The organism is Capnocytophaga haemolytica, assembly GCF_001553545.1.
Taxonomy (GTDB): Bacteria; Bacteroidota; Bacteroidia; order Flavobacteriales; family Flavobacteriaceae; genus Capnocytophaga; species Capnocytophaga haemolytica.
Genome location: NZ_CP014227.1, coordinates 722,748 through 749,087 on the forward strand (window position 1 = coordinate 722,748; position 26,340 = coordinate 749,087).

At 44.9% G+C, this 26,340-nt stretch carries 27 protein-coding genes; 9 read left to right on the top strand and 18 right to left on the bottom strand.

Features of this window, described 5'->3' with window-relative positions; translation table 11 throughout:
- Positions 1-6 precede the first annotated feature (6 nt).
- From AXF12_RS03200 to AXF12_RS03225, 6 genes are all read left to right on the top strand, one after another.
- Positions 7-576 carry a hypothetical protein gene (locus AXF12_RS03200; protein WP_143325033.1) on the top strand — a complete coding sequence of 190 codons (570 nt, stop codon included), beginning with the start codon at positions 7-9 and terminating at the stop codon, positions 574-576.
- 182 nt (positions 577-758) lie between these two features.
- The gene (locus AXF12_RS03205; protein WP_231909951.1) at positions 759-2,822 is read left to right on the top strand and encodes a S9 family peptidase; all 2,064 of its coding nucleotides are present in this window, start codon (positions 759-761) and stop codon (positions 2,820-2,822) included.
- A 30-nt stretch (positions 2,823-2,852) separates the two neighbouring features.
- A complete protein-coding gene (locus AXF12_RS03210; protein WP_066428257.1) occupies positions 2,853-3,443 on the top strand; it encodes a hypothetical protein in 591 nt (196 codons plus the stop codon).
- Positions 3,444-3,465: 22 nt separating this feature from the next.
- Positions 3,466-3,645: a hypothetical protein gene (locus AXF12_RS03215; RefSeq protein ID WP_066428259.1), complete on the top strand. Its 180-nt coding sequence runs from the start codon at positions 3,466-3,468 to the stop codon at positions 3,643-3,645.
- Positions 3,646-3,676: 31 nt separating this feature from the next.
- Positions 3,677-3,994, top strand: coding sequence for a hypothetical protein (locus AXF12_RS03220; RefSeq protein WP_066428261.1), 318 nt, complete (start codon positions 3,677-3,679; stop codon positions 3,992-3,994).
- Positions 3,985-4,893 carry a ribonuclease Z gene (locus tag AXF12_RS03225; RefSeq protein ID WP_066428264.1) on the top strand — a complete coding sequence of 303 codons (909 nt, stop codon included), beginning with the start codon at positions 3,985-3,987 and terminating at the stop codon, positions 4,891-4,893. The genes AXF12_RS03220 and AXF12_RS03225 overlap by 10 nt, the downstream gene beginning before the upstream one ends.
- Here the strand turns inward: AXF12_RS03225 and AXF12_RS03230 are convergent.
- Entirely contained in the window at positions 4,890-5,363 is a 474-nt protein-coding gene (locus AXF12_RS03230; protein WP_066428266.1) for a CvpA family protein, read from the bottom strand. The two genes, AXF12_RS03225 and AXF12_RS03230, sit on opposite strands and share 4 nt — an antisense overlap.
- Before the next feature lie 299 nt (positions 5,364-5,662).
- Between AXF12_RS03230 and AXF12_RS03235 the strand changes: the two genes are divergently transcribed.
- Positions 5,663-6,985, top strand: a complete 1,323-nt coding sequence (locus tag AXF12_RS03235) for a sugar MFS transporter (protein WP_066428267.1) — start codon at positions 5,663-5,665, stop codon at positions 6,983-6,985.
- A 58-nt stretch (positions 6,986-7,043) separates the two neighbouring features.
- On the opposite strand, the gene lysS is transcribed toward AXF12_RS03235, so the two are convergent.
- From lysS to AXF12_RS03260, 5 genes are all read right to left on the bottom strand, one after another.
- Positions 7,044-8,729, bottom strand: a complete 1,686-nt coding sequence (gene lysS / locus AXF12_RS03240; protein WP_066428269.1) for a lysine--tRNA ligase — start codon at positions 8,727-8,729, stop codon at positions 7,044-7,046.
- Positions 8,730-8,774: 45 nt separating this feature from the next.
- The gene (gene serS, locus AXF12_RS03245) at positions 8,775-10,046 is read right to left on the bottom strand and encodes a serine--tRNA ligase (RefSeq protein ID WP_066428271.1); all 1,272 of its coding nucleotides are present in this window, start codon (positions 10,044-10,046) and stop codon (positions 8,775-8,777) included.
- Positions 10,047-10,247: 201 nt separating this feature from the next.
- Complete coding sequence (rsgA, locus tag AXF12_RS03250) at positions 10,248-11,186, bottom strand: ribosome small subunit-dependent GTPase A (RefSeq protein ID WP_066428273.1); 939 nt, start codon at positions 11,184-11,186, stop codon at positions 10,248-10,250.
- 3 nt (positions 11,187-11,189) lie between these two features.
- Positions 11,190-13,145 carry a putative porin gene (locus tag AXF12_RS03255; protein ID WP_066428278.1) on the bottom strand — a complete coding sequence of 652 codons (1,956 nt, stop codon included), beginning with the start codon at positions 13,143-13,145 and terminating at the stop codon, positions 11,190-11,192.
- Between the two features lie 117 nt (positions 13,146-13,262).
- Complete coding sequence (locus AXF12_RS03260; RefSeq protein ID WP_066428280.1) at positions 13,263-14,471, bottom strand: aspartate aminotransferase family protein; 1,209 nt, start codon at positions 14,469-14,471, stop codon at positions 13,263-13,265.
- 377 nt (positions 14,472-14,848) lie between these two features.
- Between AXF12_RS03260 and AXF12_RS03265 the strand changes: the two genes are divergently transcribed.
- Entirely contained in the window at positions 14,849-15,289 is a 441-nt protein-coding gene (locus tag AXF12_RS03265) for a peptidase associated/transthyretin-like domain-containing protein (RefSeq protein WP_066428282.1), read from the top strand.
- Between the two features lie 46 nt (positions 15,290-15,335).
- On the opposite strand, the gene AXF12_RS12060 is transcribed toward AXF12_RS03265, so the two are convergent.
- Together AXF12_RS12060 and AXF12_RS03275 are read right to left on the bottom strand one after the other, a co-directional pair.
- Positions 15,336-15,530, bottom strand: a complete 195-nt coding sequence (locus AXF12_RS12060) for a hypothetical protein (RefSeq protein WP_143325034.1) — start codon at positions 15,528-15,530, stop codon at positions 15,336-15,338.
- A 576-nt stretch (positions 15,531-16,106) separates the two neighbouring features.
- Positions 16,107-18,425 (bottom strand): outer membrane beta-barrel protein, encoded by a 2,319-nt coding sequence (locus AXF12_RS03275; RefSeq protein ID WP_066428286.1) that lies wholly within the window; start codon positions 18,423-18,425, stop codon positions 16,107-16,109.
- A gap of 75 nt (positions 18,426-18,500) precedes the next feature.
- Here AXF12_RS03275 and AXF12_RS03280 point away from each other — a divergent pair, with 75 nt between their 5' ends.
- Positions 18,501-19,265 (top strand): IS5 family transposase, encoded by a 765-nt coding sequence (locus AXF12_RS03280; RefSeq protein ID WP_236853739.1) that lies wholly within the window; start codon positions 18,501-18,503, stop codon positions 19,263-19,265.
- A gap of 37 nt (positions 19,266-19,302) precedes the next feature.
- Here the strand turns inward: AXF12_RS03280 and AXF12_RS03285 are convergent, their stop codons facing one another.
- The 10 genes from AXF12_RS03285 to AXF12_RS03325 form a co-directional block, all read right to left on the bottom strand.
- Complete coding sequence (locus tag AXF12_RS03285) at positions 19,303-19,494, bottom strand: hypothetical protein (protein WP_066428292.1); 192 nt, start codon at positions 19,492-19,494, stop codon at positions 19,303-19,305.
- Positions 19,495-19,596: 102 nt separating this feature from the next.
- The gene (locus tag AXF12_RS03290) at positions 19,597-20,406 is read right to left on the bottom strand and encodes a GIN domain-containing protein (RefSeq protein WP_074861014.1); all 810 of its coding nucleotides are present in this window, start codon (positions 20,404-20,406) and stop codon (positions 19,597-19,599) included.
- A gap of 10 nt (positions 20,407-20,416) precedes the next feature.
- Positions 20,417-21,190, bottom strand: coding sequence for a GIN domain-containing protein (locus tag AXF12_RS03295; protein ID WP_066428296.1), 774 nt, complete (start codon positions 21,188-21,190; stop codon positions 20,417-20,419).
- Between the two features lie 10 nt (positions 21,191-21,200).
- A complete protein-coding gene (locus tag AXF12_RS03300; RefSeq protein ID WP_066428297.1) occupies positions 21,201-21,671 on the bottom strand; it encodes a DinB family protein in 471 nt (156 codons plus the stop codon).
- 155 nt (positions 21,672-21,826) lie between these two features.
- Positions 21,827-22,219 carry a hypothetical protein gene (locus AXF12_RS03305; RefSeq protein ID WP_066428299.1) on the bottom strand — a complete coding sequence of 131 codons (393 nt, stop codon included), beginning with the start codon at positions 22,217-22,219 and terminating at the stop codon, positions 21,827-21,829.
- Positions 22,220-22,275: 56 nt separating this feature from the next.
- Entirely contained in the window at positions 22,276-24,570 is a 2,295-nt protein-coding gene (locus AXF12_RS03310; RefSeq protein WP_066428300.1) for a DUF5682 family protein, read from the bottom strand.
- Between the two features lie 155 nt (positions 24,571-24,725).
- Positions 24,726-25,133, bottom strand: a complete 408-nt coding sequence (gene ruvX, locus AXF12_RS03315; RefSeq protein WP_066428302.1) for a Holliday junction resolvase RuvX — start codon at positions 25,131-25,133, stop codon at positions 24,726-24,728.
- Positions 25,114-25,500, bottom strand: a complete 387-nt coding sequence (locus AXF12_RS03320; RefSeq protein WP_143325061.1) for a hypothetical protein — start codon at positions 25,498-25,500, stop codon at positions 25,114-25,116. Before AXF12_RS03320 ends, ruvX begins: the two co-directional genes overlap by 20 nt.
- A gap of 2 nt (positions 25,501-25,502) precedes the next feature.
- Positions 25,503-25,733, bottom strand: coding sequence for an AtpZ/AtpI family protein (locus AXF12_RS11875; RefSeq protein WP_074861011.1), 231 nt, complete (start codon positions 25,731-25,733; stop codon positions 25,503-25,505).
- Complete coding sequence (locus tag AXF12_RS03325) at positions 25,696-26,127, bottom strand: bactofilin family protein (protein WP_066428306.1); 432 nt, start codon at positions 26,125-26,127, stop codon at positions 25,696-25,698. Before AXF12_RS03325 ends, AXF12_RS11875 begins: the two co-directional genes overlap by 38 nt.
- Positions 26,128-26,340: the final 213 nt, after the last annotated feature.

The following is a 26,340-nucleotide window of genomic DNA, read 5'->3' on the forward strand; positions in this document are numbered from 1 at the left end:
TAACCTATGAATGAGAGATATAGAAAGACTTTGCTGCTTGTAGGGCTATCCGTGCTACTGTTGTTTTTGTTCGGTTCACTGGTAGGTGTGGTGTGCTGGGCTGGTGATGTATTACAATTGATAATGCTCGCTTGGGTGGGGTTTGCCTACGGCTTGGCTTTGATCTTGGGTATTGTAGCCATCGTACTTTTGAGTTTGTTAGCGCTGTGGTTGCTATGGCTATGGGTGCAAATCTACAGAGGTAAAGTGCTGATTGAAAGGAAGGAACGCCCTTTTTTCCCACCGATAGAACAGAGAAATACGGTAGCGCGCAGGCGTGAGATGCTTTGGCGTATTGGAATACTATTGGGGGTAGTGCTGGTGGTGATTTTGCTTTCGATAGTTTTCTATGAATTATACAGATTGGTAGGCTATATTACTGGTATTGAGGCGATTGTGATGGTTCCAGTGCTGTTCGTAGGGACATTTGTGTATATTTTAACTGGCATTATAGGAGTGGTTTACCTTATGCGAAAGTTGGCAGTGAGTGAGGCTCCTAAAAGGCGTAAATACGGATTATTATCCGATGATAATTAGTGGATTACTACTTTTACAAGCTATTTACAAGTTTTAGCTTTGCAGTTTGGGATATTCTCCTTACTTTTGCACTTTAAAAACACTCTTAAATCCGTATCAATATGAACACAATAAAAGTATTAGCAGTAGTGGCAATCGGTGCTTTGGCAGTGCTGGCGTGCCGCAATGAAGGTAAAAAGACTATGGAAAACACAAATATACAGCCCCCAGTGGCAAAGCGCGTGCCGCATACTCTTGAGAAGTTTGGCACTAAGCGCGTAGACGACTATTTTTGGCTCAACAATAGGGAAGATCCAGCGGTGATCGCCTACCTCGAGGCAGAAAATGCGTATTATGAGGCGGAAACTGCTCATACAAAGGGCTTGCAGGACGCTCTCTTTAAGGAAATGAAGGCACGCATTAAGGAGGACGACAGCTCGGTGCCCTATTTCTACAACGGCTATTGGTATATCACCCGTATGGAGCAGGACAAAGATTACCCGATCTTCACTCGTCGCAAGGGCACGATGGAGGGAGCTGAGGAGGTACTTTTCGACTGCAATACTATGGCTGAGGGGCACGCTTATTTCGACTTGGGCGGCTTTGCTATCAGCGATGACAATAGGTGGGCAGTATTTGGTGTGGACACCGTATCACGTAGGCAATATACGCTGAGGGTGAAGGACTTGCAGACGGGTGAGATACTCGCCGATGCCATAAAGAACACGACAGGCAGCGGGGTGTGGGCAGCTGACAATAAGACGATTTTCTACACCCAAAAGAACCCGCAAACGCTGCGGTCGGACAAGGTGTATCGCCACGAGCGCGGCACGGCAGCTAAGGGCGATGTGCTCGTATTTGATGAGAAGGACGATACTTTCTATGCGCACGTCTACCGTGAGAAATCCAAAAAGTATATAGTGATTACCTCCGAGAGCACGATGACCACTGAGTGTCAGATATTGCGCTCAGACAACCCCAAAGGTAAGTTTAAAGTATTCCAAAAGCGCGAACGCGGCTTGGAGTATGAGATTTCACATTACGGCGATCATTTCTATATCGTAACCAACAAGGATGGGGCTACGAACTTCAAGCTGATGCGTACCCCTGAGACGGCAACCGGCAAAAGCCATTGGACGGAGGTGATACCGCACCGCAAAGATGTGAGGCTCAATGATATAGAGATATTTAAGAACTACTTGGTGGTTGAGGAGACATACCAAGGGCTGGATCGCATCCATATACGTCCGTGGAGTGGAGGCGAGGGCTACTATCTGCCTTTTGAGAGTGAAACCTACACCGCCTATACCACAGGCAATGTGGACTTCGATACTGACAAACTGCGCTATAGCTATCAATCAATGATAACGCCTGCGTCTGTGATTGAGTTTGATATGGCGACCAAGGAAAAGAAAGTGCTCAAAGAGCAGGAAGTGCTCGGCGGTAAGTTCAATAAAGATAATTACGTAGAGGAACGCCTATGGGCAACCGCACAGGACGGCACCAAAGTGCCGATGTCGGTGGTGTATCGCAAGGGCTTGAAGAAAGACGGTAAGAACCCGTTGCTCTTGTACGGCTATGGGTCGTACGGGGAGACGATTAGTCCGTATTTTTCCACCTCGCGACTGAGCCTTTTAGACCGTGGCTTTGTGTATGTAATTGCCCATATACGCGGTGGGGAATACCTTGGGAGACAGTGGTATGAGGACGGTAAGTTGCTCAAAAAGAAGAACACGTTTACTGACTTTATCGACTGCTCGAAATACCTGATTGCACAAAAGTATACCTCACCTGAGTATCTTTTTGCAGAAGGCGGCTCAGCAGGCGGACTCTTGATGGGGGCAGTGGTGAATATGGCTCCGCAGCTCTACAAAGGGGTGATTGCCCAAGTGCCTTTTGTAGATGTGGTAACCACGATGCTCGATGAGAGTATCCCGCTGACCACAGGCGAATATGACGAGTGGGGCAACCCTAATGAGAAGGTATATTTCGACTATATGCTGTCGTACTCGCCCTACGACCAAGTGAAGGCGCAAGCGTATCCGAATATGTACGTCTCCACAGGCTTGCACGACTCGCAGGTGCAGTATTGGGAGCCCGCCAAGTGGGTAGCCAAACTGCGCGCTGTAAAAACCGACAATAATAAACTCTACTTAGACACCAATATGGATGCAGGACACGGCGGGGCTTCAGGGCGTTTTGAGGCACTGAAAGAGGTGGCTAAAGAGTACGCGTTTATGCTGGATTTGTTGGGAGTTAAGAATTAGTGGATAATGTATAACGCATAGTGTATAGTTATGAGAAGTTTACTGTACTTATTATTGTTTCTGCTCATCTCCCAAGTCTCTTGGGGGCAGCGTTTTGCAGATATACTAAAGCAGTATCGGCAAACAGATACGCGGTATACGCCTGTAACTGCCTATTTTAAGGATGGTGCATTGCAGATTAGAGGCTTAAAGGGTAAGTTTAAGATAAAGCATCCTAATGAGGGTTATGTAGATGATTTTTTTTGGATAAGTTCAGATGACCCTGAGCATATAAAAGGCTATAAGCTCAGTGGGGGAGACAGTTGGGTGTGTATTTTCAATGTTAAAAATATGAGTGCTTGTGGTTCTACCGCAGTGTGGGAGAATTGGTTGATCGTCTTTCAAGGCAAAACAGAATGTATAGACAGTTATAGTTTGTCTGATAGAAAGGAATGTTTCTTTTTTGATAGAAAAACGAGACGTTTACGTGTCTTAGGGCTGGACTATTGCGACAAATGGGAGTATAATGTATTCAATCAAGAGACGGAGGATCGCTATAATATAGACATAAAAGAGTATGACAAACAAGGCAATAGTAAGGTGATTCGCGAGAGAAAGAATGTGTATATAAAAGAATTATAGAAAAATAAGAGATATAATAAAAATGTTATCAGAACAAGGAGTAATACGAAGGGAGAAGTTAGCGCGCTTGCGCGAGATGGGTATTAACCCTTATCTAGCGGATTTGTTCCCTGTGAATTTTACGGCAGCTCAGGTGGAGCCCGAGTATGAGGAAGGCAAGAAGTATGCGTTTATGCTGGATTTGTTGGGGGTTAAGAAGTAAGAATTAGGGAATAAGGAATAAATAATCATAGATGGAAGAAACAGTTACAACTTATCAATTTACACAAGAGGATTTCGATAGCTTTATAAAGGGTTTTCAGGAGAATAATAGTTTGCCTGAGGGGCATCTTATCATAGTGCTGCAAAGCGATGCGAAGATGAGCAAGGCTGAGCTTAGTGTGCTTAAAAAAGTAGCCAGAAAGCTGCAGAAAGAGAAAAAGTCGTTTGTGCTGGTTAATACTGCATTGACTTACGATGAGGTTGGCGAAGGGCTCAATGTATGTCCGACCCTGCAAGAGGCACGCGACCTTATTGAAATGGAAAATATAGAGCGTGACTTATGGACTTAACAATTCTCGGTTGCCATAGTGCTACCCCTCGTGCCAATGCCCGTCCTTCGGCACAGTTGTTGGAGATGCGTGGCCATTTGTTTCTCATTGACTGTGGTGAGGCTACGCAGATAGCTTTGCGTAATGCAGGAGCTAAGTTTGCACGGATTAAGCACATTTTTATATCACATTTGCACGGTGACCACTTTTACGGGCTATTCGGGCTCATCTCTACTTTTCAGCTCTTAGGGCGTGAGGCAGAACTGCATATCTACGGACCTAAAGGTATCAAAGAAGCTGTACTACTCATCTTAAAACTAGGAGGAGCGTGGACGCCCTTTCCATTGCTTTTTCACGAACTTACGACAGATGAACAAGGGGTGCTTTTTGAGGATGAGAAACTTACAGTGAAGAATATTCCTCTGCGACATCGGGTGTATACTAACGGATTCCTTTTTCAAGAGAAAGAAGGGGATAGGCGCCTCAATATGGAGATGATAAGTCAATATCCTATTGAAGTGTGTGATTACCAAAACATTAGAAATGGTAAGGATATTACACTTGCTGATGGTAGGCTGATCGCTAACAGAGAACTCACTCTTGACCCTCATCGCCTACAGAGCTATGCCTATTGCAGTGATACGCTCTATTTTGAGTCATTGGCTGACTACATCAAAGGGTGTAGGGTAGTGTACCACGAGGCTACTTTTTTGCAAGATAAGGAAGATTTGGCGAAGAAAACGATGCACTCAACAGCCTATCAGGCGGGGCTTACAGCAAAGAATGCAGGAGCTGAAGCGCTGATATTAGGGCACTACTCATCGCGGTATAATGATGTAAACCTCTTCAAAAAGGAGGCAGAAGAAGTGTTCCCTAATGTTATTTTAGCTGAAGATGGGAAGCGGCTTCTTTTTGCCTAAAACACTTTGTCATACACCAAAGCACCAACGCCTTTTACAGGTTTGTAAAGCACTGATTTAGCAAGAGTTTCCTCAGGGAACCACTTCTTTGTTTGGAAGGTTTTTTCTAAGAGTAAGAATAAAGCACCAATGATGACGGCTACTTTGAGCATTCCGAAGAGTGCTCCTGCCAAGCGATTGGGTAGCCCTAGGGCGGCTACTTTAACTACTTTGGTAAGTACTCTTGCTAAGAACATCACTGCCAGCACAATAACTACAAGGGTGATAGTAAAGGATACGATTGCTAAAGCAGCTTGGTTTTCAACAGCTTTGCTAAAAATACGAGCTGTGAATAACGAGAAATGGATAGCTCCATAAATACCTATTACAACTGCTAATAAGGAGGCTAACTCAATAATGAGCCCTCGCATAAAGCCCTTTACCAAGCCAAAACCCAAGATAAGGATAAGAATAAAGTCTATTGTGTTCATAAATGCGTATTGAGACTGCAAAAGTAAGAAAATAGTATTGTATAGCAAAAATTTTTATCTGCCAAGCGATACTCATAGCTTTAAGAAAAGAGGACGTTTTTCATATTTTAGCATTTTGGGTATTTATTTTAAGGTTTTACAAGAGAGGTAAAATAGAACTTAAACTACTTGTATTTTAGTTTATTACCAAATTTATGTTATAAATGAAACAAAAAAATAGTGTTAAAATTTAACATCTTTTAAGTTTTCGTTGTATTTTTGTAGCCTGTTATCACACAAAATATACTATAAAAAACACAATGAAACTTTTAAAAGGATATACCAAGGGTATCATTTTTATTACATTACTGTTCTTCTTATTTGGGGCTGTAACGGTGTTTATACAGTTCTTCGTGCCATACTTGCGTGACATTTTTGAACTAAGTTACGCCCAAGTGGGATTGGTGGTAACAGCTTTTTATCTTCCTTATGTGGTATTCTCAATTCCAGCGGGGTTTGCTATGATACGAATTGGCTACCAAAGGGGGATTATCTTGGGACTTTTGCTGGTAACTTTTGGAGCACTGCTATTTTACCCAGCAGCTGAAAGTCGCTCATACATAGGTTATTTAGCCGCCATCTTTGTACTAGCCAGTGGAATTACTTTTCTGCACGTAGCGCTCAATCCATTTGCTACGGTAAGGGGCAATGAGGCCTCAGTCCCAAGTCGCTTGACCCTGCTACAAGCCTTTAATTCCTTGGGGACGACGATAGCGCCTATTCTCGCAGCGCTTTATCTCTTTAAGAAAGAGACATTTCAGCCTGAGAAGATAGCCCTGCTGAGCGCCTTTGAGAGGGATGTTTACTTCAATTCGGAAGCCCTCACGGTACAAATCCCTTTTATGATTATCGCTTTGCTGACAGTCGTGTTGGCTTTTGTTTTTTCAGTGATAAAACTCCCGAGAATTAGGATTGATAAGGAAGATACACGCTATAAATACAGGCAACTGCTCAAAAAACCGTCTTTGATGTTAGGAGCGATAGCCATCTTTCTATACGTAGGAGCTGAAGTATCGATAGGTTGCTACGCGGTAAATTTCTTTATAGATATTAATATCACACACGATATTCTTGAAAACGACACTTTGCATAGGCTGTTGGAGGTTATGGGTAAGGCACTAATAAACTGTGATTTAACTCAAGGAGAGCCTAAAGTGATTGCTGAGTTTTTCCTTTGTTTCTACTGGGGAGGTGCGATGATAGGTCGTTTTGTGGGGTCGTATCTTACGCGATCGTTTGCTCCAGCCAAAGTGTTGATAGTTTTTACAATGATGGCAATAGTGCTCATCCTTGTTTCGATCAATACAGGAGGACTGGTTTCGATGTGGAGCCTACTCAGTGTGGGATTGTTTAATTCTATATTGTTCCCTACGATCTTTGCGCTTGCTCTTGAAGGAACAAAAGAGTCAAAAGCGGAGGCATCAAACATCTTGTGTACGGTGATTGTGGGTGGGGGAATTATCCCTTTGCTGTTTGGTCTTTTTACCGATGCAATAGGGTTTAAGATGGCTTTCTTAGCTTTGGTGGTCTGCTATGCCTATATCTTGTTTTACGGTTTTTACAAACGTGCTGCCACTATATAAAAAGAGCAGAACCATTATAGCTCTGCTCTTGCTTTTATCTTTCATTCCAAGTATTGTCCTATTGTAAAACGACTTTCAATGTTTCGCCTTCTTTCTCTACTTTGGCTACTTTCTTAGCGGTCAATCCTTTGATAGCCTTATCCCATTTCTTGTTGGATAGCCCAGCGGCAGCCTTCAAAGCCTCTAACGCCACAGGATTTTCTTTCTTCAAGAGCTCAAATACTGCCTTTTCGTCCTCAGAAAGCTCTATTTCTTTCTTCTCAGGGCGCATTTGCGGGAAGAATAGCACCTCTTGGATACTCTCGTTATTGGTAAGGAACATTATGAGCCTATCCATACCGATACCTAAGCCTGATGTAGGTGGCATACCGTATTCCAAAGCTCTGAGGAAGTCTTGATCGATGAACATCGCCTCATCATCGCCTTTTTCAGAGAGCCGCAATTGCTCTTCAAAGCGTTCACGCTGTTCGATAGGGTCGTTGAGCTCTGAGTAAGCATTAGCTATCTCCTTCCCGCAGACCATCAGCTCAAAACGCTCTGTGAGGTTAGGGTCGTTGCGGTGCTCTTTGGTCAGCGGCGACATCTCTTTGGGGTAATCGGTGATGAAAGTTGGCTGAATGAAGTTGCCTTCGCACTTCTCGCCAAATATCTCATCAATGAGCTTGCCTTTTCCCATCGTCTCATCTACTTCTAAACCTATGGATAGGGCAAAAGTGCGCAGTTCTTCCTCACTCTTCCCTGTGATATCGTAACCCGTAAACTGCTTAATAGCATCGGTCATCGTTACACGCGCATAAGGGGCTTTAAAGTCTACCTCGTGCTTGCCAAAAGTTGCCTTAGTAGTACCATTTACCGCCAGCGCACAATGCTCCAAAAGTCGCTCAGTGAAGTCCATCATCCAATTGTAGTCCTTATACGCCACGTAGATTTCCATTGCGGTAAACTCTGGGTTGTGAGTTCTATCCATACCCTCATTGCGGAAATTCTTAGAGAACTCATACACCCCGTCAAAGCCGCCTACAATAAGTCTTTTCAGGTATAGCTCATTGGCGATACGCATATAGAGCGGAATATCCAGCGCGTTATGGTGCGTGATAAACGGACGTGCGGCTGCTCCCCCAGGTATCGCTTGCAGGATAGGCGTTTCTACCTCTAAATAGCCTGCATCATTAAAGAACTGACGCATAGCGTTGAAGAGCTTAGTGCGCTTTACAAACACCTCTTTCACCTGTGGATTCACCACCAAATCGACATAGCGCATACGGTAACGCTGCTCTGGGTCGGTAAAGGCATCGTAGACCTTGCCCTCAGCGTCTGTCTTAGCCGTAGGCAGCGGGCGTAACACCTTGCCCAATAGGGTGAATTTCTTTACTAATATAGTCTTCTCACCCATCTTGGTGATGAAGAGCGTTCCCTCCACCCCAATAAAGTCGCCTAAGTCTAAGAGCTTTTTAAATACCTCGTTATAAAGGGTTTTATCCTCTGTCGGGCATATTTCTTCTTGCTTAAAATAGAGTTGCACGCGCCCCGTGCTGTCCTGCAATGAGGCAAAAGACGACTTGCCTTGTATGCGCATCGACATCAATCTTCCTGCGACTATCACCGCCTTGCCTTCCTCATACTCAGTCTCTACCTGAGCCGCTGTAAAATTCACAGGGAACAAATTCGCTGGATAAGGGTTAATACCCATCTCGCGCAAGCGCGCTAACTTCTCCCTTCGTATTACTTCTTGTTCTGATAACATTTTTATTCTATACTTCTAATCAACTAATTACCAATAATTCTTTTATTAGTTTATCAAATCAAAGCCTGTATATTTTCTCAATACCTCGGGTACTACAATGCCCTCAGGGGTTTGGTAGTTCTCTAAGATGCCTGCTAGCACACGTGGCAATGCCAGTGAGCTACCATTGAGAGTATGCACTAAGCGGTTTTTACCCTCAGCGTCTTTATAGCGCAATTTGAGGCGGTTGGCTTGAAAGGTCTCAAAGTTGGATACAGAGCTAATTTCGAGCCATTTTTCTTGTGCGGTGGAATATACCTCAAAGTCGTAAGTGATGGCTGAGGTAAAACCTAAGTCACCCCCACAGAGGCGGAGGATGCGGTAAGGGAGTTTTAGCTCATTCAGAATACCTTTTACGTGCTCTACCATCATATCGAGTGCTTTGTAGGAGTTATTGGGGTGCTCAATACGCACGATTTCCACCTTGTCGAACTGGTGCAGACGGTTCAACCCCCGCACGTGGGCTCCATAGCTACCTGCTTCGCGACGAAAACAAGGGGTGTAGCCTGTGCAGCAAATAGGCAACTCGCTTTCTTGCAAGAGCACATCGCGGAAGATGTTAGTGACGGGTACCTCAGCGGTAGGGATAAGGTAGAGATCATCGAGGTTTACGTGGTACATCTGTCCTTCTTTATCGGGCAGCTGCCCTGTGCCGTAGCCAGAGGCTTCATTTACTAAGTGAGGCACCTGGAACTCACGATAGCCTGCTTCGGTATTTTTATCTAAGAAATACCAGATCAGAGCGCGCTGTAGCTTAGCCCCTTTCCCTTTATATACAGGGAAGCCTGCTCCTGTGATCTTCACTCCGAGCTCAAAGTCAATGATGTCATACTTCTTCGCCAGCTCCCAGTGTGGTAGTGCCTCTTTACCAAGATCGGGTACTGTGCCAGCCTTGAATACCACTTCATTATCCTCCTCAGAGGTACCAAAGGGCACTATCTCGTTGGGGATATTAGGCACACGATAGAGCAACTCTGTGAGTTCATTGGTGATGGTTGCCAACTTGTCTGAGAGTTCTTTACTTTGCTCTTTGAGCTCACCTGTTTGGTCTTTTAAGGCGTTGGCTTTAGCTATTTCACCTGTTTTGAAGAGGTTGCCTATTTCTTTTGATAGGCTGTTTGACTTGGCGAGTGCCTCATCCAAAAGAGTTTGAGTGCCACGACGGTTTTCATCTAATTCTAAGATGCGGTCAATAAGGTTTATTTCCTTAAAATTACGCTTTTTAAGTCCTGAGAGGACACGTTCTTTTTCTTCTCTGATAGTATTTAACTGTAACATATATTTTTGTTTTTAGCGGGTAGTTTTTAACTGGTAATCTTTCCGCGGGAATGAATATAGCGGCAAAGGTACGGCATTTTCGTTAAATGACAAAAATTTCGTTTGTAAAATAAATTGGAGGGGGTGTATCGCTTGTAGGTGTGGGGGTGAAATCTGTATTTCAAAGGGGGTGTATCCGTTACCGACCCGTTAGCGATCCGTTTAGGATTCGTCGGCTTTGCGGTAGGTGCTATCGTCGCCTGAGAGGATCTGGATGTAGCTTTTGTAGCGCGACCACGCGATCTTGTCATCTTCTAGGGCTTGCTTTACGGCGCAGTTCGGTTCTTCTAAATGAAGGCAGTTGTTGAATTTACAATGGGGCTTGAGGGCGAAAAACTCGGGGAAGTAATCGCTGAGTTCTTCTTTCTCAATTTCGACCATACCGAAGCCTTTGATGCCTGGTGTATCGATGATGCGCGCTCCGAAGCTCAGGTCGTACATCTCGGCAAAGGTAGTGGTGTGCTGCCCTTGGAGGTGTTGGGTGGATATCTCAGCGGTTTTTAGATGGAACTCGGGGGCTATTACATTGATAAGTGTTGATTTTCCCACGCCTGAATGCCCCGATACTACACTGGTTTTGCCGTGCATTAGTTGCTTTACTTCTTCAATGTTTTTCCCTTCTAAGGCTGAAATGCCAATGCAGTGATAGCCAATGTTTCGGTATGTGGATGCAAGGTATTTTACCTCGGCGAGTTCATCAGGGTTGTAGGTGTCTATTTTGTTGAATAAGAGCACTACCTCAATGCCGTAAGCCTCAGCGGTTACTAAGAAGCGGTCGATGAATGTGGTAAGGGTTGGAGGGTTGTTCAGTGTGATTAGGAGGAAGGCTAAGTCGATATTCGAGGCGATGATATGGGTTTGCTTTGAGAGGTTGACTGATTTTCGGATAATGTAGTTTTTACGAGGCTCAATGGTTGTAATGAGCCCATTGTGTGCCTTTTCTATCTCAAAGAGCACCTTATCACCGACGGCTATGGGGTTGGTGTTTTTGATGCCTTTTAGGCGTAGTTTTCCTTTGATGCGGCATTGAAAGAAATGACTACTTGCCTCATCTTTAACGGTGTACCAGCTGCCTGTCGATTTGTATACGGTTCCGTGCATTGGCTAACTGAATATATCCCAGACTACACCGAGCCTTATGATGAAATCACGATAGGGCTGCCGTGGTGCTGAATAGTAATTATAAGGGTTTCCTAAGTTTAAGCCATTGTACATCAGTGGACTTAGCTGTTCTAAGGAGAAGAAGATACGCATCGTGCGCACTTTGGCATTGAAGAAGAAGTCGAGCATTGGGAATCCGCCTGTCTTCTCAGCAGTTTGCACTTGAAACTCAGCCAAGAGCGGGTTGTAGCTATTGGCGTAATACTCAGTGAAGTAATTGAAGCCCAAGCCTGTTTGTAGGTACATCGCTTTTTTGAATAAAAAGCTCGAAAAGTAGAGGCTATTACGCGTGATGAAGACGGGCACGTTGAGCACATTGCTGTCCTGCACTACGTTCTGGTAGAGCAAAGTGTTATCTAAGGCAAACTTTCCGAGGCGGAATTCTTTTCGCAGTTTCAGCTGTAAGTATTGGATATTGCTGCTGTATTGCTCAGGGATAGCTTGCCCTGAGGATTGCATCCTCAGGTAGGTGTAATTGTTCAGATTGCTCACGCTCACTGCTGCCTCACCCCACTGGGTTTTGAGTGCCCCATAGAGGGTTTGAGTGTTTTCTTTATTGAAGCTGGTGTAGTTATCCCAATTGTAGTTCTTGTAATCGCTTTGGTAGAGCAGATAGTTAAAGTTGGGCATTGCCGAGTGTAGGTCTATCCCCGCAGTGAGGCTATTGCGCTCGTCGAAGGCATACGAAAGGCTACCGCTGAGTTTGGTACCTGTCATTTTTCCTACAAAAGTCTGCTCACCTTCTGCCTTAATGCTCAACCCGCCTATCTTTTTGTGCCATTCAGCCCCTAAACTCAGGTCAGTATCCTTTATCTGCCGCCGCTGTAAGACTCCTGATACTAAGTAGGCATTGTTAAAATAGTAGTTATAGTTGTAAGCACTACCGTAGATGAAGGTTCTGCCGAGGTAGGGCAACTCAAGCTCAGTCCCCGCTTTGTTGATCATCTTCTGAAGGCGCATCTTATCGTGAAGGTTTGCAGGCACATACGCCTCGCCAAAGTAGCTGTTTTGAGCTGTTTCGTCGAAACTGTAATATTCGGTTTCATACATAAATAAGTGCTTGAAGCGTATCTGCTTATAGGAAGCGAGCGAATCGCGATTGCGCAAGAAGGCGTAGTCGTGCTGCAAGAAGTAGCGCTTACTCTCACGTGTGTTCTCAGCATCTAAGAGATTTACGTCGATGATAGCACGATTCTTAAACTGCTGTTCGCCACTTTCAAACTGCTCAGGAGTTGAGATCCCACCGTTTTCTTGGCTGGTGATATCGTGACTTGCAAAGTGTGCAAAAGCGGTGTATTTCTTATTTTTAGAAACGTAAGATAAGCCCGCCCTAAAGTTGCCATTACTCACTAATATACGCTGGTATTTCCCCAATGAACGCAGTCCGCGATAGGCTATGAATATATTCAAATTGGGGGTGAGATTCACCGCAAACAAGGTGTTGAGCGACTGCCCTTGTTCCATCCCTGTTTTGTAAGAAAACTCCGTCAGCGGCGTGGGAAGGAGGTAGTACTTCACTTCCTCAGGGGTCATATAAAGCTGTGCCTTAGCCGTTGCGCCCATCGAAGGCAGGTAATCGCGATGAGTGAAATCATAAGCCATTGTGTTATACGGCTGTGCCATATTTGAGAAGGGCATCTTGCCGAACATATCCTTGTACCACTCGTTGTTTTTATAGTACTTATCAATGGTCAGCGAGGTGTCCACGGCAGTGGTATCGCGTAGATAAGAGATGATTTTATAATCGTTAGCGGTAAATGTGATACTATCTTTCTTCTTTTTAGGGCGCAGTGATTTGAAGCTCAACCCTGAGCCTTCTTTTTTCTCCTCCTCTTGTGCAAAGATAATGCTCGGCAGGAGTGCTATTAAGAAGAAATAAATATACCGTTTAATCGTCATTTTCTTATATTTTCGGCAAAGGTATAAAAAAAGTACGAGTAAGCAAGCACTTACTCGTAATATTTGATTTTTAAGAGGTTCTCTTTCGGGATGTACGCGGCTAAAATTCCGAGCCGTTTACTTTAAAATATTGATCTCTCTTTGTGCCATATCCAACGCTTCCAGAATAATCTCACACCCCGTCTTTATTTCCTCTTCCGTCAGGGTCAATGGTGGTGAGAGGCGTACGGCACGCTTCTCAAAGAGCAACCAATAGACGATCAGGCCGTGCTCTTGGCAGTAGTTCACCACATAGTCGCAAATCTCAGGCGACTTCACGATGACCGCCAACATCAGTCCGCGCCCGTTGATGCTTTCAATCAGTGGGTGTTGCAAGTATTTCCTAAAGAGCTTTTCCTTCTCTAAGGTCTGTGCCATAAGGTCAGTAGTCAGCAGCTGTTTGAGGGTCGCCAGTGAGGCCGCCGCAATTACGGGGTTACCTCCGAAGGTAGTAATATGCCCCATCTTAGGGTTATGCGAGAGCAACCGCATCAGTTCAGCCGACGAGACGAACGCCCCCACAGGCATACCGCTGGCCATCCCCTTGCCTATAGCGATGATGTCCGGCACAAAGCCGTAGTTCTCAAAGCCAAAGAGCTTACCCGTACGCCCAAAGCCCGGTTGTATCTCATCGATGATCAGCAGTGCCCCCACCTCCTCGCAGCGGCGTTTCACCTTTGCCAGATAGTCATTCTTAGGTTCAATAAAGCCCGCCCCGCCTTGGATACTCTCCAGCACCACCCCCGCCGTGCGTTCGGTGATTTTCAGTATGTCCGCTTCGTTGTTAAACTCGATAAAGTCCACATCAGGGATCAGCGGTCGGTACGGACGCTTGCGTTCCTCGTAGCCCATCAGGCTCATCGAGCCTTGCGTATTGCCGTGGTAAGCGTCCTTGGCGGCAATCATCTGGGTGCGACCCGTAGCGCGCTTAGCGAGCTTCACCGAGCCTTCAATCGCCTCCGTACCTGAGTTTACCAAGTAGGTAGTGTTCAGCTGCGGTGGCAAGTGCTCTGCCAAGAGTTTACAGAAGTCCACAGCCGGCTTTTGCACGTATTCCCCATAAACCATCACGTGCATATAGCGCGCACACTGCTCCTGAATTGCGCGTACCACCTCAGGGTGGCAATGCCCGAGTGTACAGGCCGATACCCCTGCCACAAAGTCGAGATAACGCTTGCCGTCAGTGGTGTAGATATAGCTACCCTCAGCGCGCTCCACTTCCAATAAGCGCGGATACGGCGAAGTCGCCGCCTGATACTTTAAAAAATCTTCTTTCTGTGATACCATTGTATATAGTTTTTAGGGATTAGCTTTTAGCTTTTAGGGCTAACCCCTTAGGTGATTACTGTAATAACCGCAGCAGAATATTTTTCTGTTAGGGGGATGATAGGGTGAACATAGGGTTCACTCTGGGTTCACTTTTTGACTTTTTCGGTTTTTATATTGCTGCAAAAAGGCAAAACACCAAGGCATAATTCTATAAAAATAAATAACCTTAGAAATGTTAAGAAAATCCCAGATTACTAATTCATTCAAACTTTTAAAAATTGAGTAATCCAAAAGTTTTTGTATTTTTGTAGTTTGAAAATCAATATACCAAACAATATGGATTACTCGGGTGCAAAGGTACGACTTTTTTGGAAATACGAAATGAGAAATGAGAAATGAGAAATGGGAAGCCTTTAGAAGGGATTTTTGTCTCTAATGGTAGGGAAGTGGTGTGTACCAATGCAAAAGGATTCTACAAGATACAGGCCTACCAATGGGATATCCTCCTCTATTATGGGGAAAGTCCCGTGAAAGATATGAAACTTGATACCAATTGTAACCCTATCATTGAGAATACACAAATACAGAAAATTGATGTTGTGATGGAAGATTATTCAGAGAATATGTATTTTGAAAAGAATGAAATGTGTGGGATATTGTTTATCCTCAATGGAAAATTGGTAACAGATAAAGCGGTAGAGGAGACAAAACAACGCCTCCGCAACGATAAAACCTTAAAATATACCCTTCTCAATAGTCAGCAGCTCTACAAAAAGTATGGATATAGAGCTACTTATGGCTTAGAAATCTCTACCCAACCCCAAGCAGAAGGTTAGAAGCAATTGATGAGAAGTGAGCTTGCTACTCATTACTCATTGCTCATTACTCATTGCTCATTACAAACCACACCCCTACAAACACCAAAGCAGTAGCAAAGGCTTGTCGTAGGCCAAAAACCCCGATGCCCATCACAAGGCTTACCACGATAGCCACTACGGGTTGGGCATAGTTGTAGATACTTACTACCGTGGGCGGTAGGCGTTGTTGCCCGAGTATCACCCATTTTCTCGTTTTCAAATTTGCTAATTCTCTAATTTTTCTTCCTCTTTCTTTCGCCTCGAAACCCCGTTTTTAACATTTTTTGCTCTGTTGTATTATATTATGAGTCAATCACTTATATACCCTTTCTATACCAATCGTCCAAGATTCGTATAAGCTTCCTATAAGCTCTCTATAAGCTAACCCCACCCATCTTACACCCTTTTTTCATCAAAAACCCTACTTCCCCTCTTTTGAATTTCTCCGTTTCCTTCCGAACACTCCTAACAGTCTCAACACATCGCTTTTTCATCTCAAACTTTGCCCAAGTTTCAAACTTGGGCAATGTTGAATAAACTAACAATTCCTCGGCTAGTGCAAGCTTGTCGCCTCCATCTCATTTTCTCATTTCCAAATTTTCTCATTTGCTAATTTTTCCCCGCCTGTGCAACTCGCACCTTTGGCAAAGTTGAATAAACTAACAATCCCTCTGCTGGTTTACAAGGCGTAGCCTTGATTTTGTTTAAATTTTGTTTGATTTCTGAGGCACAGCCTCATTCCTCTAATACAACCTCACACCCCATTTTCTCATTCTCTCATTTTCTCATTTCCTCATTACAGTCGGTTCTTCTCTTCTTCTCCCGCTCCTTGTCCTTTATACTTGCTTTGGGTGGTGTTGAAATTGTAGTTCAGTCCTACTTTAAAACTTATATTGCCGTAATTCTGAGCAGTACTATTGCTAATATACGGATTTTGTACGCGTGTGTGCTCATTGAGACCGTTATAGGGGTCAAAAGCTACAGCATACACCGTAAGCGATTGGTGGAAGAACATACGGGCTACCCCTACGACTATTCCGCTCATATCTTTGTAGGCGTAGGCTTCTCGGTTTGAACCTTTGCTTGCATAAATAAACATCGCTAAGATTAACCAATTTTCAGTAGGGGTGATTTGGTTCATCCATTCTACCATAAACCTACCTTTATTGGTGTAAAACACATTACTTGCAAAAGGCTTTCCGTAAGTAAGGGTAAGCTTAGGCATCCATTTGCCTATTTGGGTTTGCGCATTGAGTACGCATTTCAGTACGCTAAAATCATCGTAATTGCGAATGGTTTTCTCAACGGCATCGGGATTGATGCTTGAGAGTTGGTAATCGGAATAGATACCTTTGTGAATATTCGAATAACTTACCGAAGCCGAAATAGGACCATAAGTAGCCAAGGCATTCCATTCATCAGTAAGCTGAGGCACAATATATGGGTTTCCACGATTGTACAAGAAAGGAGAACTATAAGTGTTGTAATCGCTGAGCTCATAAAAAGCCGGACGTTTAATTTTGCGTGCATAACTAAAGGTCAGTTGAGTTTTATCCCAAGGGAATGCGATAGAAATATTGGGTAACCAATCGCGGTAGGTCTTGCTTTTTACGGGGCTCTTTTGTCCGTTTTCGTAATAACCAAAGTCGGCGTACTCGTAACGCGTACCGAGTTTCAAATTTACCTTTTTGATAGGGTAAGAGAAGCTCACAAAACCAGCCGAGCGTGTTTCGGTATTCTTAATATCCGAAGCCGAAAGCACATTATCGGTATAGTCCTCAGTGCGATGCAGGTCGCTTGCTTCTACGCCATAGTTTATAGCGCCCTTGCCAAGGGTTTGCAAGAAAGTAGTTTTGAGTCCCCACCAATCGGAAGCAGCATCGGAATGGGTGTGCACATTGCGAGAGGTAGCGGTGAGAAGGTTGCGCTCCACAATATCGGAAGTGTTATCGGAACGCTGACCGATATAATCTACATCGGTTTGCAGTTTCAGTTTGTCGGTAAGTTTACCTTCGTAATAAGCATTAATGCTTAACTTTTTATCTTGGCTAAAGCGGTCGTATTCATTGAGCCCTTTGGCGGTAAGGAGGTTATTTTTGAAGGTAGCAGTCTCTTGGGTGCTAAACCGATGTCCGCTAAAAGGCTCTAAACTTCCTCTCACACTTGCGCCTATGGAGTGTTTGTCGGAAATCTCGTGAGCTACCCCTATTTTAGCATTTATTCCTTTGGCATTACTCCTGTTAGTTTCGTTGCTTGTCACGCGCCAATCATTACTTTGGGTATGTACTTGCAAATCCTGATAGAGGTCGGCATTTTTCTTGTTGAAGTTGTTGAAGTTGCCAATGGTAGTAAACCAGTCGGTTTTGCCTTTGCGGTAGTTGAGACTAAGCCAAGTAGTTATTAAGGCTCCTTTTTTTAACACATAATTTTCATTTTCAACCGACCCGCTCAGTCCATCGCCTTGTTTCTTTTTCAGTTTGATATAGATTACCGCACCCACCGTATTGTCGTGTTCTGCACCAGGTTGGGTTTCCAGCTCTATGCTCTCAATATCTTTGGGCGATAACTGATTCACCTCATCTAAATTGCGCACCCTGCGGTTATCGATATAGAAGATAGGATTGCCTTTGCCAAACACCTCATAACCTCCACCGGTATAGGAAGTGCTCACCCCAGGCAAGAAGTTGATAAGCATTTCGGCTTTGGGTAGGTTCTGCAAGGTCGATTGCGCCACATTGGTACTGATGCGCGTACCCTTTTGTTCTAATATCGGGCGATGAGCTGTTAGCACGACTTCTCCTAACTGATTGGTAGCAGGAGTCAAAACAATGGTGCCCAAGTTGCTCCCCGAGGGCGTGAATACCACCGTTTGATATTCCAAATGCGTAATTTTGATAACCACCTTTTTACCCTCAGCGGCATTGGGTAGTTCAAAAACACCTCGCTGATTGCTTATTGCCCCTTTTACGAGGGTAGAGTCCGGGAGGGTCATTAGGAGTACATTGGCAGTACTCACAGGCTTTTTTTCAGTATTCAACAAGGTTCCTTTAAAAGAAGATTGTGCAAAGCCATTGGCGGTTACTGCTAAAAGCAGTGATAGAATAATCTTTCTCATTGTTTGTATGGTTTTTGGTTACTAAATGTAAACTAATTAATTTCACGGTGCAAAGATACAATAAATAATTGGATTATTCCTTTTTTAAGTGTAGGAAAAAGAGGATTTAAAAGTAATTTTGATTTAGCTTCAATATTTTTATTGATTCTCAAGAGATTAAAAACAGGGGTGCAATGGAGAGAACTTCCAATTGAGAGCTATTTTGAAAAAGGAGAAATCTCTTGGCAAAATGTCTATTACTACTTCAATAAATGGAGTAAAGATGGTAGCTTTCAGCGAGTATGGTTGAATCTATTAAGCAAGAAGAAAAGAAAATTAGATATGTCTTGCGTTCAATTGGATGGTAGTCATACACGTTGTCGCCAAAAAGGAGAATCTGCAGGTTATCAAGCAAGAAAAAAAGCCGTAACCACAAATAGTATTTTTTTGTGTGATAATAAAGGGCAAATGATAGCAATGGGAAGCCCTAAAGCAGGAAATCACAATGACTTATACGAAATAGAAGAAGTACTAAAAGAAATCTTAGCTTTATTAGAAGAAGCAGGAATAGAACATAAAGGTCTGTTTCTCAATGCTGACGCAGGATTTGATAGTAAGTCTCTTAGAGAGTTTTTAGAAAGCAAAGAAATTATAGCAAATATTAAACCTAATCCCCGAAATGGAGAGCAACCAGATGTTTATTTTGATGAAGAATTGTACAAAAATAGGTTTAAGATCGAACAAGCAAATGGTTGGCTTGACGGATATAAAGGTTTGATAATGAGATATGAGTATCTTGATGTGACTTGGATTGGAATGCTCCTATTAGGGTTTATCTCCAAGTTCCTCAAAAAAGTTTAAACACGTTTAATGCTTGATTTGTTTATCAGATAGTTCATCAAACAGTATTTTCTTCTTTATTTCTTACCATAAACCACACCCCTACAAACACCAAAGCAGTGGCAAAGGCTTGTCGCAGTCCAAAAACGCCGATACCCATCGCAAGGCTTACTATTATTGCCATCAGCCCCCAGAGCACCGAAGCCGAGAGCATACACACGTGCCCAATGCTTGATCTGTCTTTTAACATCTTAATTAATGAGCAGAGAGCAGAGAGTAAATTGCTAACGCGCCGAACTCATTACTCATTACTCGCTACTCATTACTCTCTGCTCTTTTTTTGGCTGCCGTCCTACGGCTCTTTTACCACTTTTACCAAACCATTGCGCTCAAAATCATCGGTAGCGTTGCCCTTGTAGTGCAGTTCGAAAACACCTTTGGCAGTGCCTTTGAGGCTTTTTTCAACTGTAAGGTGCAGACTGCCCACGCCTCCTGCATTGACCACTGCATTTTGTACAATGAGGTCGTACGCCTTGAGTTTTGCCACGCCCTTAGTACTGAAATTGAGATTTTCAACTGCCCCACTGAGTTTTAGGTTCATCACCGAGCGCACTTCTAAGTCTAAGTCCTTGCAATCTACGCGCAGTTTGCCATTGGTAACCCCCAAGCGCAGGGCGAGCTTCTCGGCACGGATATTCAGGTCGAACTCCGATACCCCTTTTGTGGTAATGGCACATTGCCCCAGCTGCAAGGTACCCTCATTGCTGAGCTTTACAAAGGTCTTTACCTCTACGCTTTCCACGCCCTGCATCGGCAGCCTCACCTGTACGCCTCCTGTGGGCACGAAGCTCACGCCTTTCTTATTCTCTAAGTAGATGCGCAACACCCCGCCACTCACTTCGGTCTTCACTGAGGACAATGCCTCGCTGTCGGCTTCTAAGGTTATTCTGCCCTGCGGCTCACCCGTGAGCACTGCATTGAGGCTGGCGTCATCGAGCACTATCTTAGTGTAATGAGCTACTTCCACGGTGCGCTTCTCGCGTGTGTTTGTCGCCTTTGTAGCCTTAGTGGTGGTCTTCGTAGTTTTAGTGGTCTTCGTCTGTGCCTGCCCTATGCCTACGCATAGCAGCAATGCGATCAATGTGTACATATACTTCATCATTCTCTGTTATTTATTTTTCTCTAATTACTACTGCTTTTGAACCATCGGTTTGTAGCAGATTTGTTGCCTCACCCCTGAGGTGCACCTCCATAATGCCACTTACCTTGCCTTTGATTTCGTCCTCTACGTTAAGGTAAATCTTACCAATACCGCTGGCATCGAGGGTCGCCTTTTCAACGCGAAGGTCATAAGCCTTGAGGTCGGAGCCTGTTTTAAGTGTCAACTCATCTGTGCGACCACTGATTTGAAAATCCCTTGCTATGGTCATTTCCAACGTAAGACGATGGCAACGCACATTCACTTTACCCTTTGCGACAGTGTATTTCAGTGTCAAATCCTCGCCGTCGAGGTCTAAGTTCGTTGAGGAAGTGTTATCGAGCAAGAGCTTGCAATTATCCAATCGCAGTACGCCCTCAGAGCTCAGAGTGATAAACCCTTTCGTGGCTACCTCTTCAACGTTGCGCATTGGTATTTTTACCTTGATACCGCCCGTTTCTATCATACTCACGGCTCTGCCATCATCGAGGAATACGCGGAGCACACCGTCCTTCACTTGTGTTTTTATGATGGGGTGCATCGCATCGTCGGCATCTACGGTAATCTTGTTGTTTGTGCCGTCTACCAGCACTATCTTGATACTGCTATCGTCCAACAACAGTTTTTCATAACGCGGCACCTCCACTGTGCGCACGCTTCTCTTGCCCGATGGGCGCAATACGTCCTGTGCCTGCATAAGTGCAATACTCGCAAGCAATACTGTAAAAGTTAAAATATATCTCTTCATAGCACTTTTTTTAATGATTAATAGCGTTTTTCAATGCCAGCACGCTGCCCAGATGTACCCCTTCGTGCGAGATGTTAAAGTAGATCGCCTCATCAATGCTATCCAGCTCGTAGCCAATCCCCGTAACATAGTGATTGTAGTGGGTGAAAATGCCCTTGTGATAGTCCTCTTCAAGCCGATCAACTGTGGATAGCATTAAGCCTCGAAGCTCCTCTATCTCAGCCGTTGTGGGGATATGCCCATCGGGGACAGAACCTTTGCAATAGGCAGCCCGAAACGCCTCACTGATATAGAGCGGCAAATCGCTATTGCCATAACAATACGCCTGCTGAGTTACTATGCAGTGGGCGATATTCCACAGGATATTGTTCTTAAACCCCTTGGGAATAGCAGCCAACTGCTCAGGGGTAAAGCTATCGAGCAACAAGAGTTGTCGCTCCCGTAGCTTGCGGTACAAGGTGAAAACTTCTTTGGTTATCATTGTTATTGTTATTGAATTTTAATGCAAAGGTACTACTTTTTAATGGATAATGGATAATTTACAATGAATAATTTTACTTGTGTATTTATAACACATCTATTACCAAAGGGTATGTTTCGTACTTTGATTTTGCCCCGTCATATAAGTAGACATTGCTATACTCTGAATATACTCCCTATCTTATATTGAAATATATACTCCTTCCCAATTTCTAAGTTATTTATGTGTTTATCTTCTCGTAGAAAAGAAGTTCTAAACAGCACTTCATTGCCTAAATCAAGTGTGATATACCACTTGTTATCAATCACTTTCTTTTTATTAACTACTGCTTTTAGTCTATATTTATAAGTTCCACTTTCTATCTCCTTTTGTGCTAATGGAAGCCCCAATACCATAGACACTTCCACTTCATCGCCTAAGTCCACATCAAAACTCAATTGCCAATGTGTAGGGAGCTCTCTACTATTTTCTAAAGTAATCACCATAGGAGCATTTTCCTTTTTGCCTTCAAGTTGGGTAATCCTACCATACAAACAATTATCTTCCATCTATCTCCTTTTTTAATCCTTATTCCCTATTCACTAACTCGCCCCTGTCGTACGGGTTAAAAATCAAAATCAAAGTCGTTGAGTTCATCGAGCTTTTCGGTCTCTGCCTTGCTGAGTTCCTCTTGTAGGAGTTCGGCAACGATGCCGCTATCTTTGCCCCAGAGGTCGCCAAGGAGCTCGGCAATGCTATTCTTCTGGTTCGGCTCAAAGGTGGAGAAGGCGCGGCGCAAGAACACCACTGCCCTCATAAACTGCTCCTGGTCTAAGCTCTGTACATAGGCATCGAGCTCGCGCCATATCACCGTGCGCGAGAGCAATGCGTAGCGATTGCGCCCCGAAAAGCCTTCAAACCAACTCGCCCCTAAGTCGGCGGGGACGCCTGCTGAGAGCCTTCGCGAGACCTCGCGCCCGCACTCCTCTTCGGTGGCTAAGTTGTGCTCTAAGAGGATAGCAAAGGCGGTGCCTGAGAGCTTGGTATTGAGGTCGTCTCGCCAAGCTACGTGGGTGAGTTCGCGCTGCCAGGTCTCCACGTCTAAGAGGTCGTAATGCTGCTCTGCCATTAGCTCCATTAGGCTCATCGACTGCATCACTGCCGTGGCGGCTTTGTCATCGCAGGTAGCAGCATCGGTGAGCAAGAGGGCAGCCCTTAGGAAAAGCTGTTGCAGTATGGGCTTTAGCGGCTCTAAATTGAACTGACGGAGGTTGCCGTATTGTATCAAGGTCGATAGCTCGTGGGCAGCCCCTGCGGCTTCGTTAAAGCTATTGGAGTCCACCAAGAGGCGTTGCAGGGTGCTCAGGGCGTTGTCGAACATACTGGTGAGACTGCACTCGCACGCCTCGCGGATGATCTTCGCCACAGGGGCTATGTCGGTGCACTCACCGAGTCGCTCTTTCAGCACAAAAGCCGCCGCAATCTCTAAGGTCTCGCCTTTGAGGTTTGCCTCTACAATTTCTATTTCCACCTCAGGCGTCCATTTGAGCACCCAACGCTCTGCCCACGAGGCGGCATCTTGACTGACGTGCTGCTTTTCGGCAAAGTGAATACCCAGCACCTGCAAGCGGTGTAGAAAGGTAGAGCGGTTGAGGTCGATAAAAGCCGCCTCTTTGCTCTTTACCTTGAGGTTCTCGCGCAGGTCTAAGCTGAGGTCTTGGGCTACGGCACTCTTGTACTGGGTGAGCTTCAGTTGGCGCAACTGCTCATACATATCCTGCTGCACGGGGGTCTGACTCACGCCTTCGGGCAGTGTGCCTATCGCCGTGCCGATGTCCACCTTGTTGATTGCCTCAGCCACTGCGGAGAGACCGCCGCCGCCAAAGCAAGTAACCACCGCATCGTGAAGGTCTTCGAGCACAGGGTAAGCACCGCCTTTCATTGCTGAGAGCGTATTGGCAAGGCGCACTGCCTCGATTACGCTGGCAGAGGAGGCGTTTTGCCCCTCGCTACGGAGTATTTGCGCTACTTTGGTGAGGTAAATGGTGGCGAGCTTATCCATACCTGTGCCCTCCGTGTTCTCCTGCATCGCTTGCCACATCAGTTCGAAGTAATAAGGAGCCTTGTTGCCTGCGCCATAGCCCGTGCGACTGCTCAGGCGCAGGTAGGAGTAAGGCATCAGGGTGAGCTGACTCTCAGCGCGGGGCAACAGCTTGAGGTCGGCATCGCTCATTGGGGGCAGGTCGCTTTGGATACCCAAGAGGTGGTACGCCCCTACGATGACGACTATCTCCTCCTCGCGGTACTGCTTAAGGGCTTCGGCGATCTGTCGCTTCATAAAGCTCTCACGGATAAGGTTGTAGGAGAAGTCGGCGGGCACAGCCTCGTATTCCGCCCCGATGACCAGCTCGCGCATCTGCCTCGACTGCACACTAAGCCCCTCGCGGAACATATCTTTGCTGAGGTTGTGCTCAAAGGTGCGCTCCCAATAGTTCTCGTAATCGGATTCGCCCCACTGCTCAGCAAGTTGCTTATAAAGCCCATTGTGATAGTCGTAAAACTCCTTTGCCTCCTCGCTGAGTTCGCCGCGCTCTTGGCGCAACTTGAGCATACGGTCGGAAGGTAGGTCGATAAAGCGCACCTCACGCTTGTGCTGTACGCCCCAGCAGATCGCCTGATACTCGGGGGAGTAAGACGCTAAGGGGTAGAGCACCGTCTCTATGGGCAGCTCAGTGGTATAGCCCAACATTGCAATAGGCGGCTGCACCCCCTTATGGGCGATCTCTTTGATAAGCGGCGTGGCATCGGTAGGACCCTCAATGAGGATACACTTAGGGTTGTGCTCCTCGAGGAACTGCAAGAGGTGGTACGCCGCACTGGGCGAGAGATGCCGTACGCCAAAGGCACGGAGTTTATTCATACGGTTCTATTTTTGGGCAAAGGTAGTACTTTTTTAATGAATAATGCACAATGCATAATTTCTTATAGCGCTGCAAAGTTACGACAAATATTTGAAGTAAACAAGTAAAAAGTTGTAAAAATAGAAGATAGCTAAAAGAGGTAAGTGAGATTAGATTACCGATATTCGAGAAAGCTTTGTAGGATAAGCGTTGCACTGATTTCGTCGATGAGGGCTTTGTTCTGGCGTTGCTTTTTTTTGAGTCCACCTTCAAGCATTGACTGAAAGGCTAGCTTGGAGGTAAAACGCTCATCCTGACGGTGAATGGCAATAGTAGGGAATTCTTTTTGTAAGGATCTGATACATTGCTGTATGTTAGCCTCTACCTCAGAGTCTTCATTATTCATACGCTTAGGCTGCCCGATAACGAAAGCCTCAACGGGCTCGCTGGCGATGTATTTCTTTAGAAAAGGAATTAACTCAGCGGTGGGCACGGTGCAGAGCCCCGAAGCGATAAGTTGCAGAGGGTCGGTAACTGCAATACCTGTGCGTTTGGTGCCGTAATCAATGGCGATGATTCTCATTTCGAATAAGGTGTAGGGTGTAGAGTGCTTCAAGTAAGATCAGCAAAGGGAGGGGTAGGAGTATGTAGAGTGCATCACTGAGGGGAGGAGTAGGCTCGTGCCACCGTAGGGGCAGGGTGAATGCTCCTACGCCTATAAAACGCAGGATGGCAGTTGCCAAAAAGGCAAAACCTGTGTATTTGGGGCGCTTTTGGTTTACAATGGCTATGACCGTTAAGAGGAGCGTTGAGAGCCCCAAATGGAAGTTGCACAACTGCTCGAGAGTGTAAAACTCAGGAGGGTAGGAGTGAGCATAATGTTTGCAGGTGAGGTATATGGCTGCGATAAGGACACAAAGCAGCAGAAAATAACGGGTGAATAGTTTCATACTTACGAGTTATTTCCTATTTTTTGGGCTTTTTTGATCACGGTGTACATTGCGACAAAAACGCCGAAGAGTGAGCAGATTACAGTGCATAGGCTGTACTGATTGGGAAACTTGCCGTCTAACCACACACCCGCATAGCTACAAATGACTATGGTGACAGCCATTTGTAGCCCTACTTGTGTGAACTCAACCCATTTATTTAGCTGGTTTTTGCTCTGGTTGAGGTCTTTCATTTACGAAGGTGTTGGTAGTGGGTGCCTTAGCCCCTTTCATTGAGCAGGATACGTTGAACACAGCCCCTGGTTCGATGGAGAGTTTATCGACGTATACTTCGCCTTCAACCGTAGCAGTTGATTTAAGACTCAGGATGTTGCTAACTCTAAGGGTGCCTGTGATTTTACCTTCGATGTCGGCGTTCTCACAGATTACGGTTCCCTTGATAACCCCTGTACGGCCTACCACGAGCTTGCCTAAGGTTTGGAAGTTTCCTTCTACTTCTCCGTCGATTCTGAAGTCAGATTTTGAGCTGATTTCACCTTTAAACTTTGTTTCTGCAACGATACGGTTGCTGCTGCCTGATGTGTTTTCTGCCATAACTTTCTTATTATCTTTTTCTTTGTTAAACATAAATTACTTCTTTCACATACAAAATTCAGCCCAAAGGTATAACTTTTTTTTTAAATAACAATACTTTATATCTACTTTTTTCTCATTTATTTTGTAAGTGATTGAAAGCAAGGGTAATATATTCTCATAGTTTTTCTGTTAAAAATCTATTTTGATACTTGTGAACGTGGTTTTTGGATGTAGGGTTTCTTCGATGTTGATCCGTTGTTGCTC

What these genes read in the sequence shown, in the direction of transcription:
- AXF12_RS03200 (WP_143325033.1), top strand. Translation starts at nt 7, where the DNA reads ATGAATGAGAGATATAGAAAGACTTTGCTGCTTGTAGGGCTATCCGTG.
- AXF12_RS03205 (WP_231909951.1), top strand. Translation starts at nt 759, where the DNA reads ATGGAAAACACAAATATACAGCCCCCAGTGGCAAAGCGCGTGCCGCAT.
- AXF12_RS03210 (WP_066428257.1), top strand. Translation starts at nt 2,853, where the DNA reads ATGAGAAGTTTACTGTACTTATTATTGTTTCTGCTCATCTCCCAAGTC.
- AXF12_RS03215 (WP_066428259.1), top strand. Translation starts at nt 3,466, where the DNA reads ATGTTATCAGAACAAGGAGTAATACGAAGGGAGAAGTTAGCGCGCTTG.
- AXF12_RS03220 (WP_066428261.1), top strand. Translation starts at nt 3,677, where the DNA reads ATGGAAGAAACAGTTACAACTTATCAATTTACACAAGAGGATTTCGAT.
- AXF12_RS03225 (WP_066428264.1), top strand. Translation starts at nt 3,985, where the DNA reads ATGGACTTAACAATTCTCGGTTGCCATAGTGCTACCCCTCGTGCCAAT.
- AXF12_RS03230 (WP_066428266.1), bottom strand. Translation starts at nt 5,363, where the DNA reads ATGAACACAATAGACTTTATTCTTATCCTTATCTTGGGTTTTGGCTTG.
- AXF12_RS03235 (WP_066428267.1), top strand. Translation starts at nt 5,663, where the DNA reads ATGAAACTTTTAAAAGGATATACCAAGGGTATCATTTTTATTACATTA.
- lysS (WP_066428269.1), bottom strand. Translation starts at nt 8,729, where the DNA reads ATGTTATCAGAACAAGAAGTAATACGAAGGGAGAAGTTAGCGCGCTTG.
- serS (WP_066428271.1), bottom strand. Translation starts at nt 10,046, where the DNA reads ATGTTACAGTTAAATACTATCAGAGAAGAAAAAGAACGTGTCCTCTCA.
- rsgA (WP_066428273.1), bottom strand. Translation starts at nt 11,186, where the DNA reads ATGCACGGAACCGTATACAAATCGACAGGCAGCTGGTACACCGTTAAA.
- AXF12_RS03255 (WP_066428278.1), bottom strand. Translation starts at nt 13,145, where the DNA reads ATGACGATTAAACGGTATATTTATTTCTTCTTAATAGCACTCCTGCCG.
- AXF12_RS03260 (WP_066428280.1), bottom strand. Translation starts at nt 14,471, where the DNA reads ATGGTATCACAGAAAGAAGATTTTTTAAAGTATCAGGCGGCGACTTCG.
- AXF12_RS03265 (WP_066428282.1), top strand. Translation starts at nt 14,849, where the DNA reads ATGAGAAATGGGAAGCCTTTAGAAGGGATTTTTGTCTCTAATGGTAGG.
- AXF12_RS03275 (WP_066428286.1), bottom strand. Translation starts at nt 18,425, where the DNA reads ATGAGAAAGATTATTCTATCACTGCTTTTAGCAGTAACCGCCAATGGC.
- AXF12_RS03285 (WP_066428292.1), bottom strand. Translation starts at nt 19,494, where the DNA reads ATGTTAAAAGACAGATCAAGCATTGGGCACGTGTGTATGCTCTCGGCT.
- AXF12_RS03290 (WP_074861014.1), bottom strand. Translation starts at nt 20,406, where the DNA reads ATGATGAAGTATATGTACACATTGATCGCATTGCTGCTATGCGTAGGC.
- AXF12_RS03295 (WP_066428296.1), bottom strand. Translation starts at nt 21,190, where the DNA reads ATGAAGAGATATATTTTAACTTTTACAGTATTGCTTGCGAGTATTGCA.
- AXF12_RS03300 (WP_066428297.1), bottom strand. Translation starts at nt 21,671, where the DNA reads ATGATAACCAAAGAAGTTTTCACCTTGTACCGCAAGCTACGGGAGCGA.
- AXF12_RS03305 (WP_066428299.1), bottom strand. Translation starts at nt 22,219, where the DNA reads ATGGAAGATAATTGTTTGTATGGTAGGATTACCCAACTTGAAGGCAAA.
- AXF12_RS03310 (WP_066428300.1), bottom strand. Translation starts at nt 24,570, where the DNA reads ATGAATAAACTCCGTGCCTTTGGCGTACGGCATCTCTCGCCCAGTGCG.
- ruvX (WP_066428302.1), bottom strand. Translation starts at nt 25,133, where the DNA reads ATGAGAATCATCGCCATTGATTACGGCACCAAACGCACAGGTATTGCA.
- AXF12_RS03320 (WP_143325061.1), bottom strand. Translation starts at nt 25,500, where the DNA reads ATGAAACTATTCACCCGTTATTTTCTGCTGCTTTGTGTCCTTATCGCA.
- AXF12_RS11875 (WP_074861011.1), bottom strand. Translation starts at nt 25,733, where the DNA reads ATGAAAGACCTCAACCAGAGCAAAAACCAGCTAAATAAATGGGTTGAG.
- AXF12_RS03325 (WP_066428306.1), bottom strand. Translation starts at nt 26,127, where the DNA reads ATGTTTAACAAAGAAAAAGATAATAAGAAAGTTATGGCAGAAAACACA.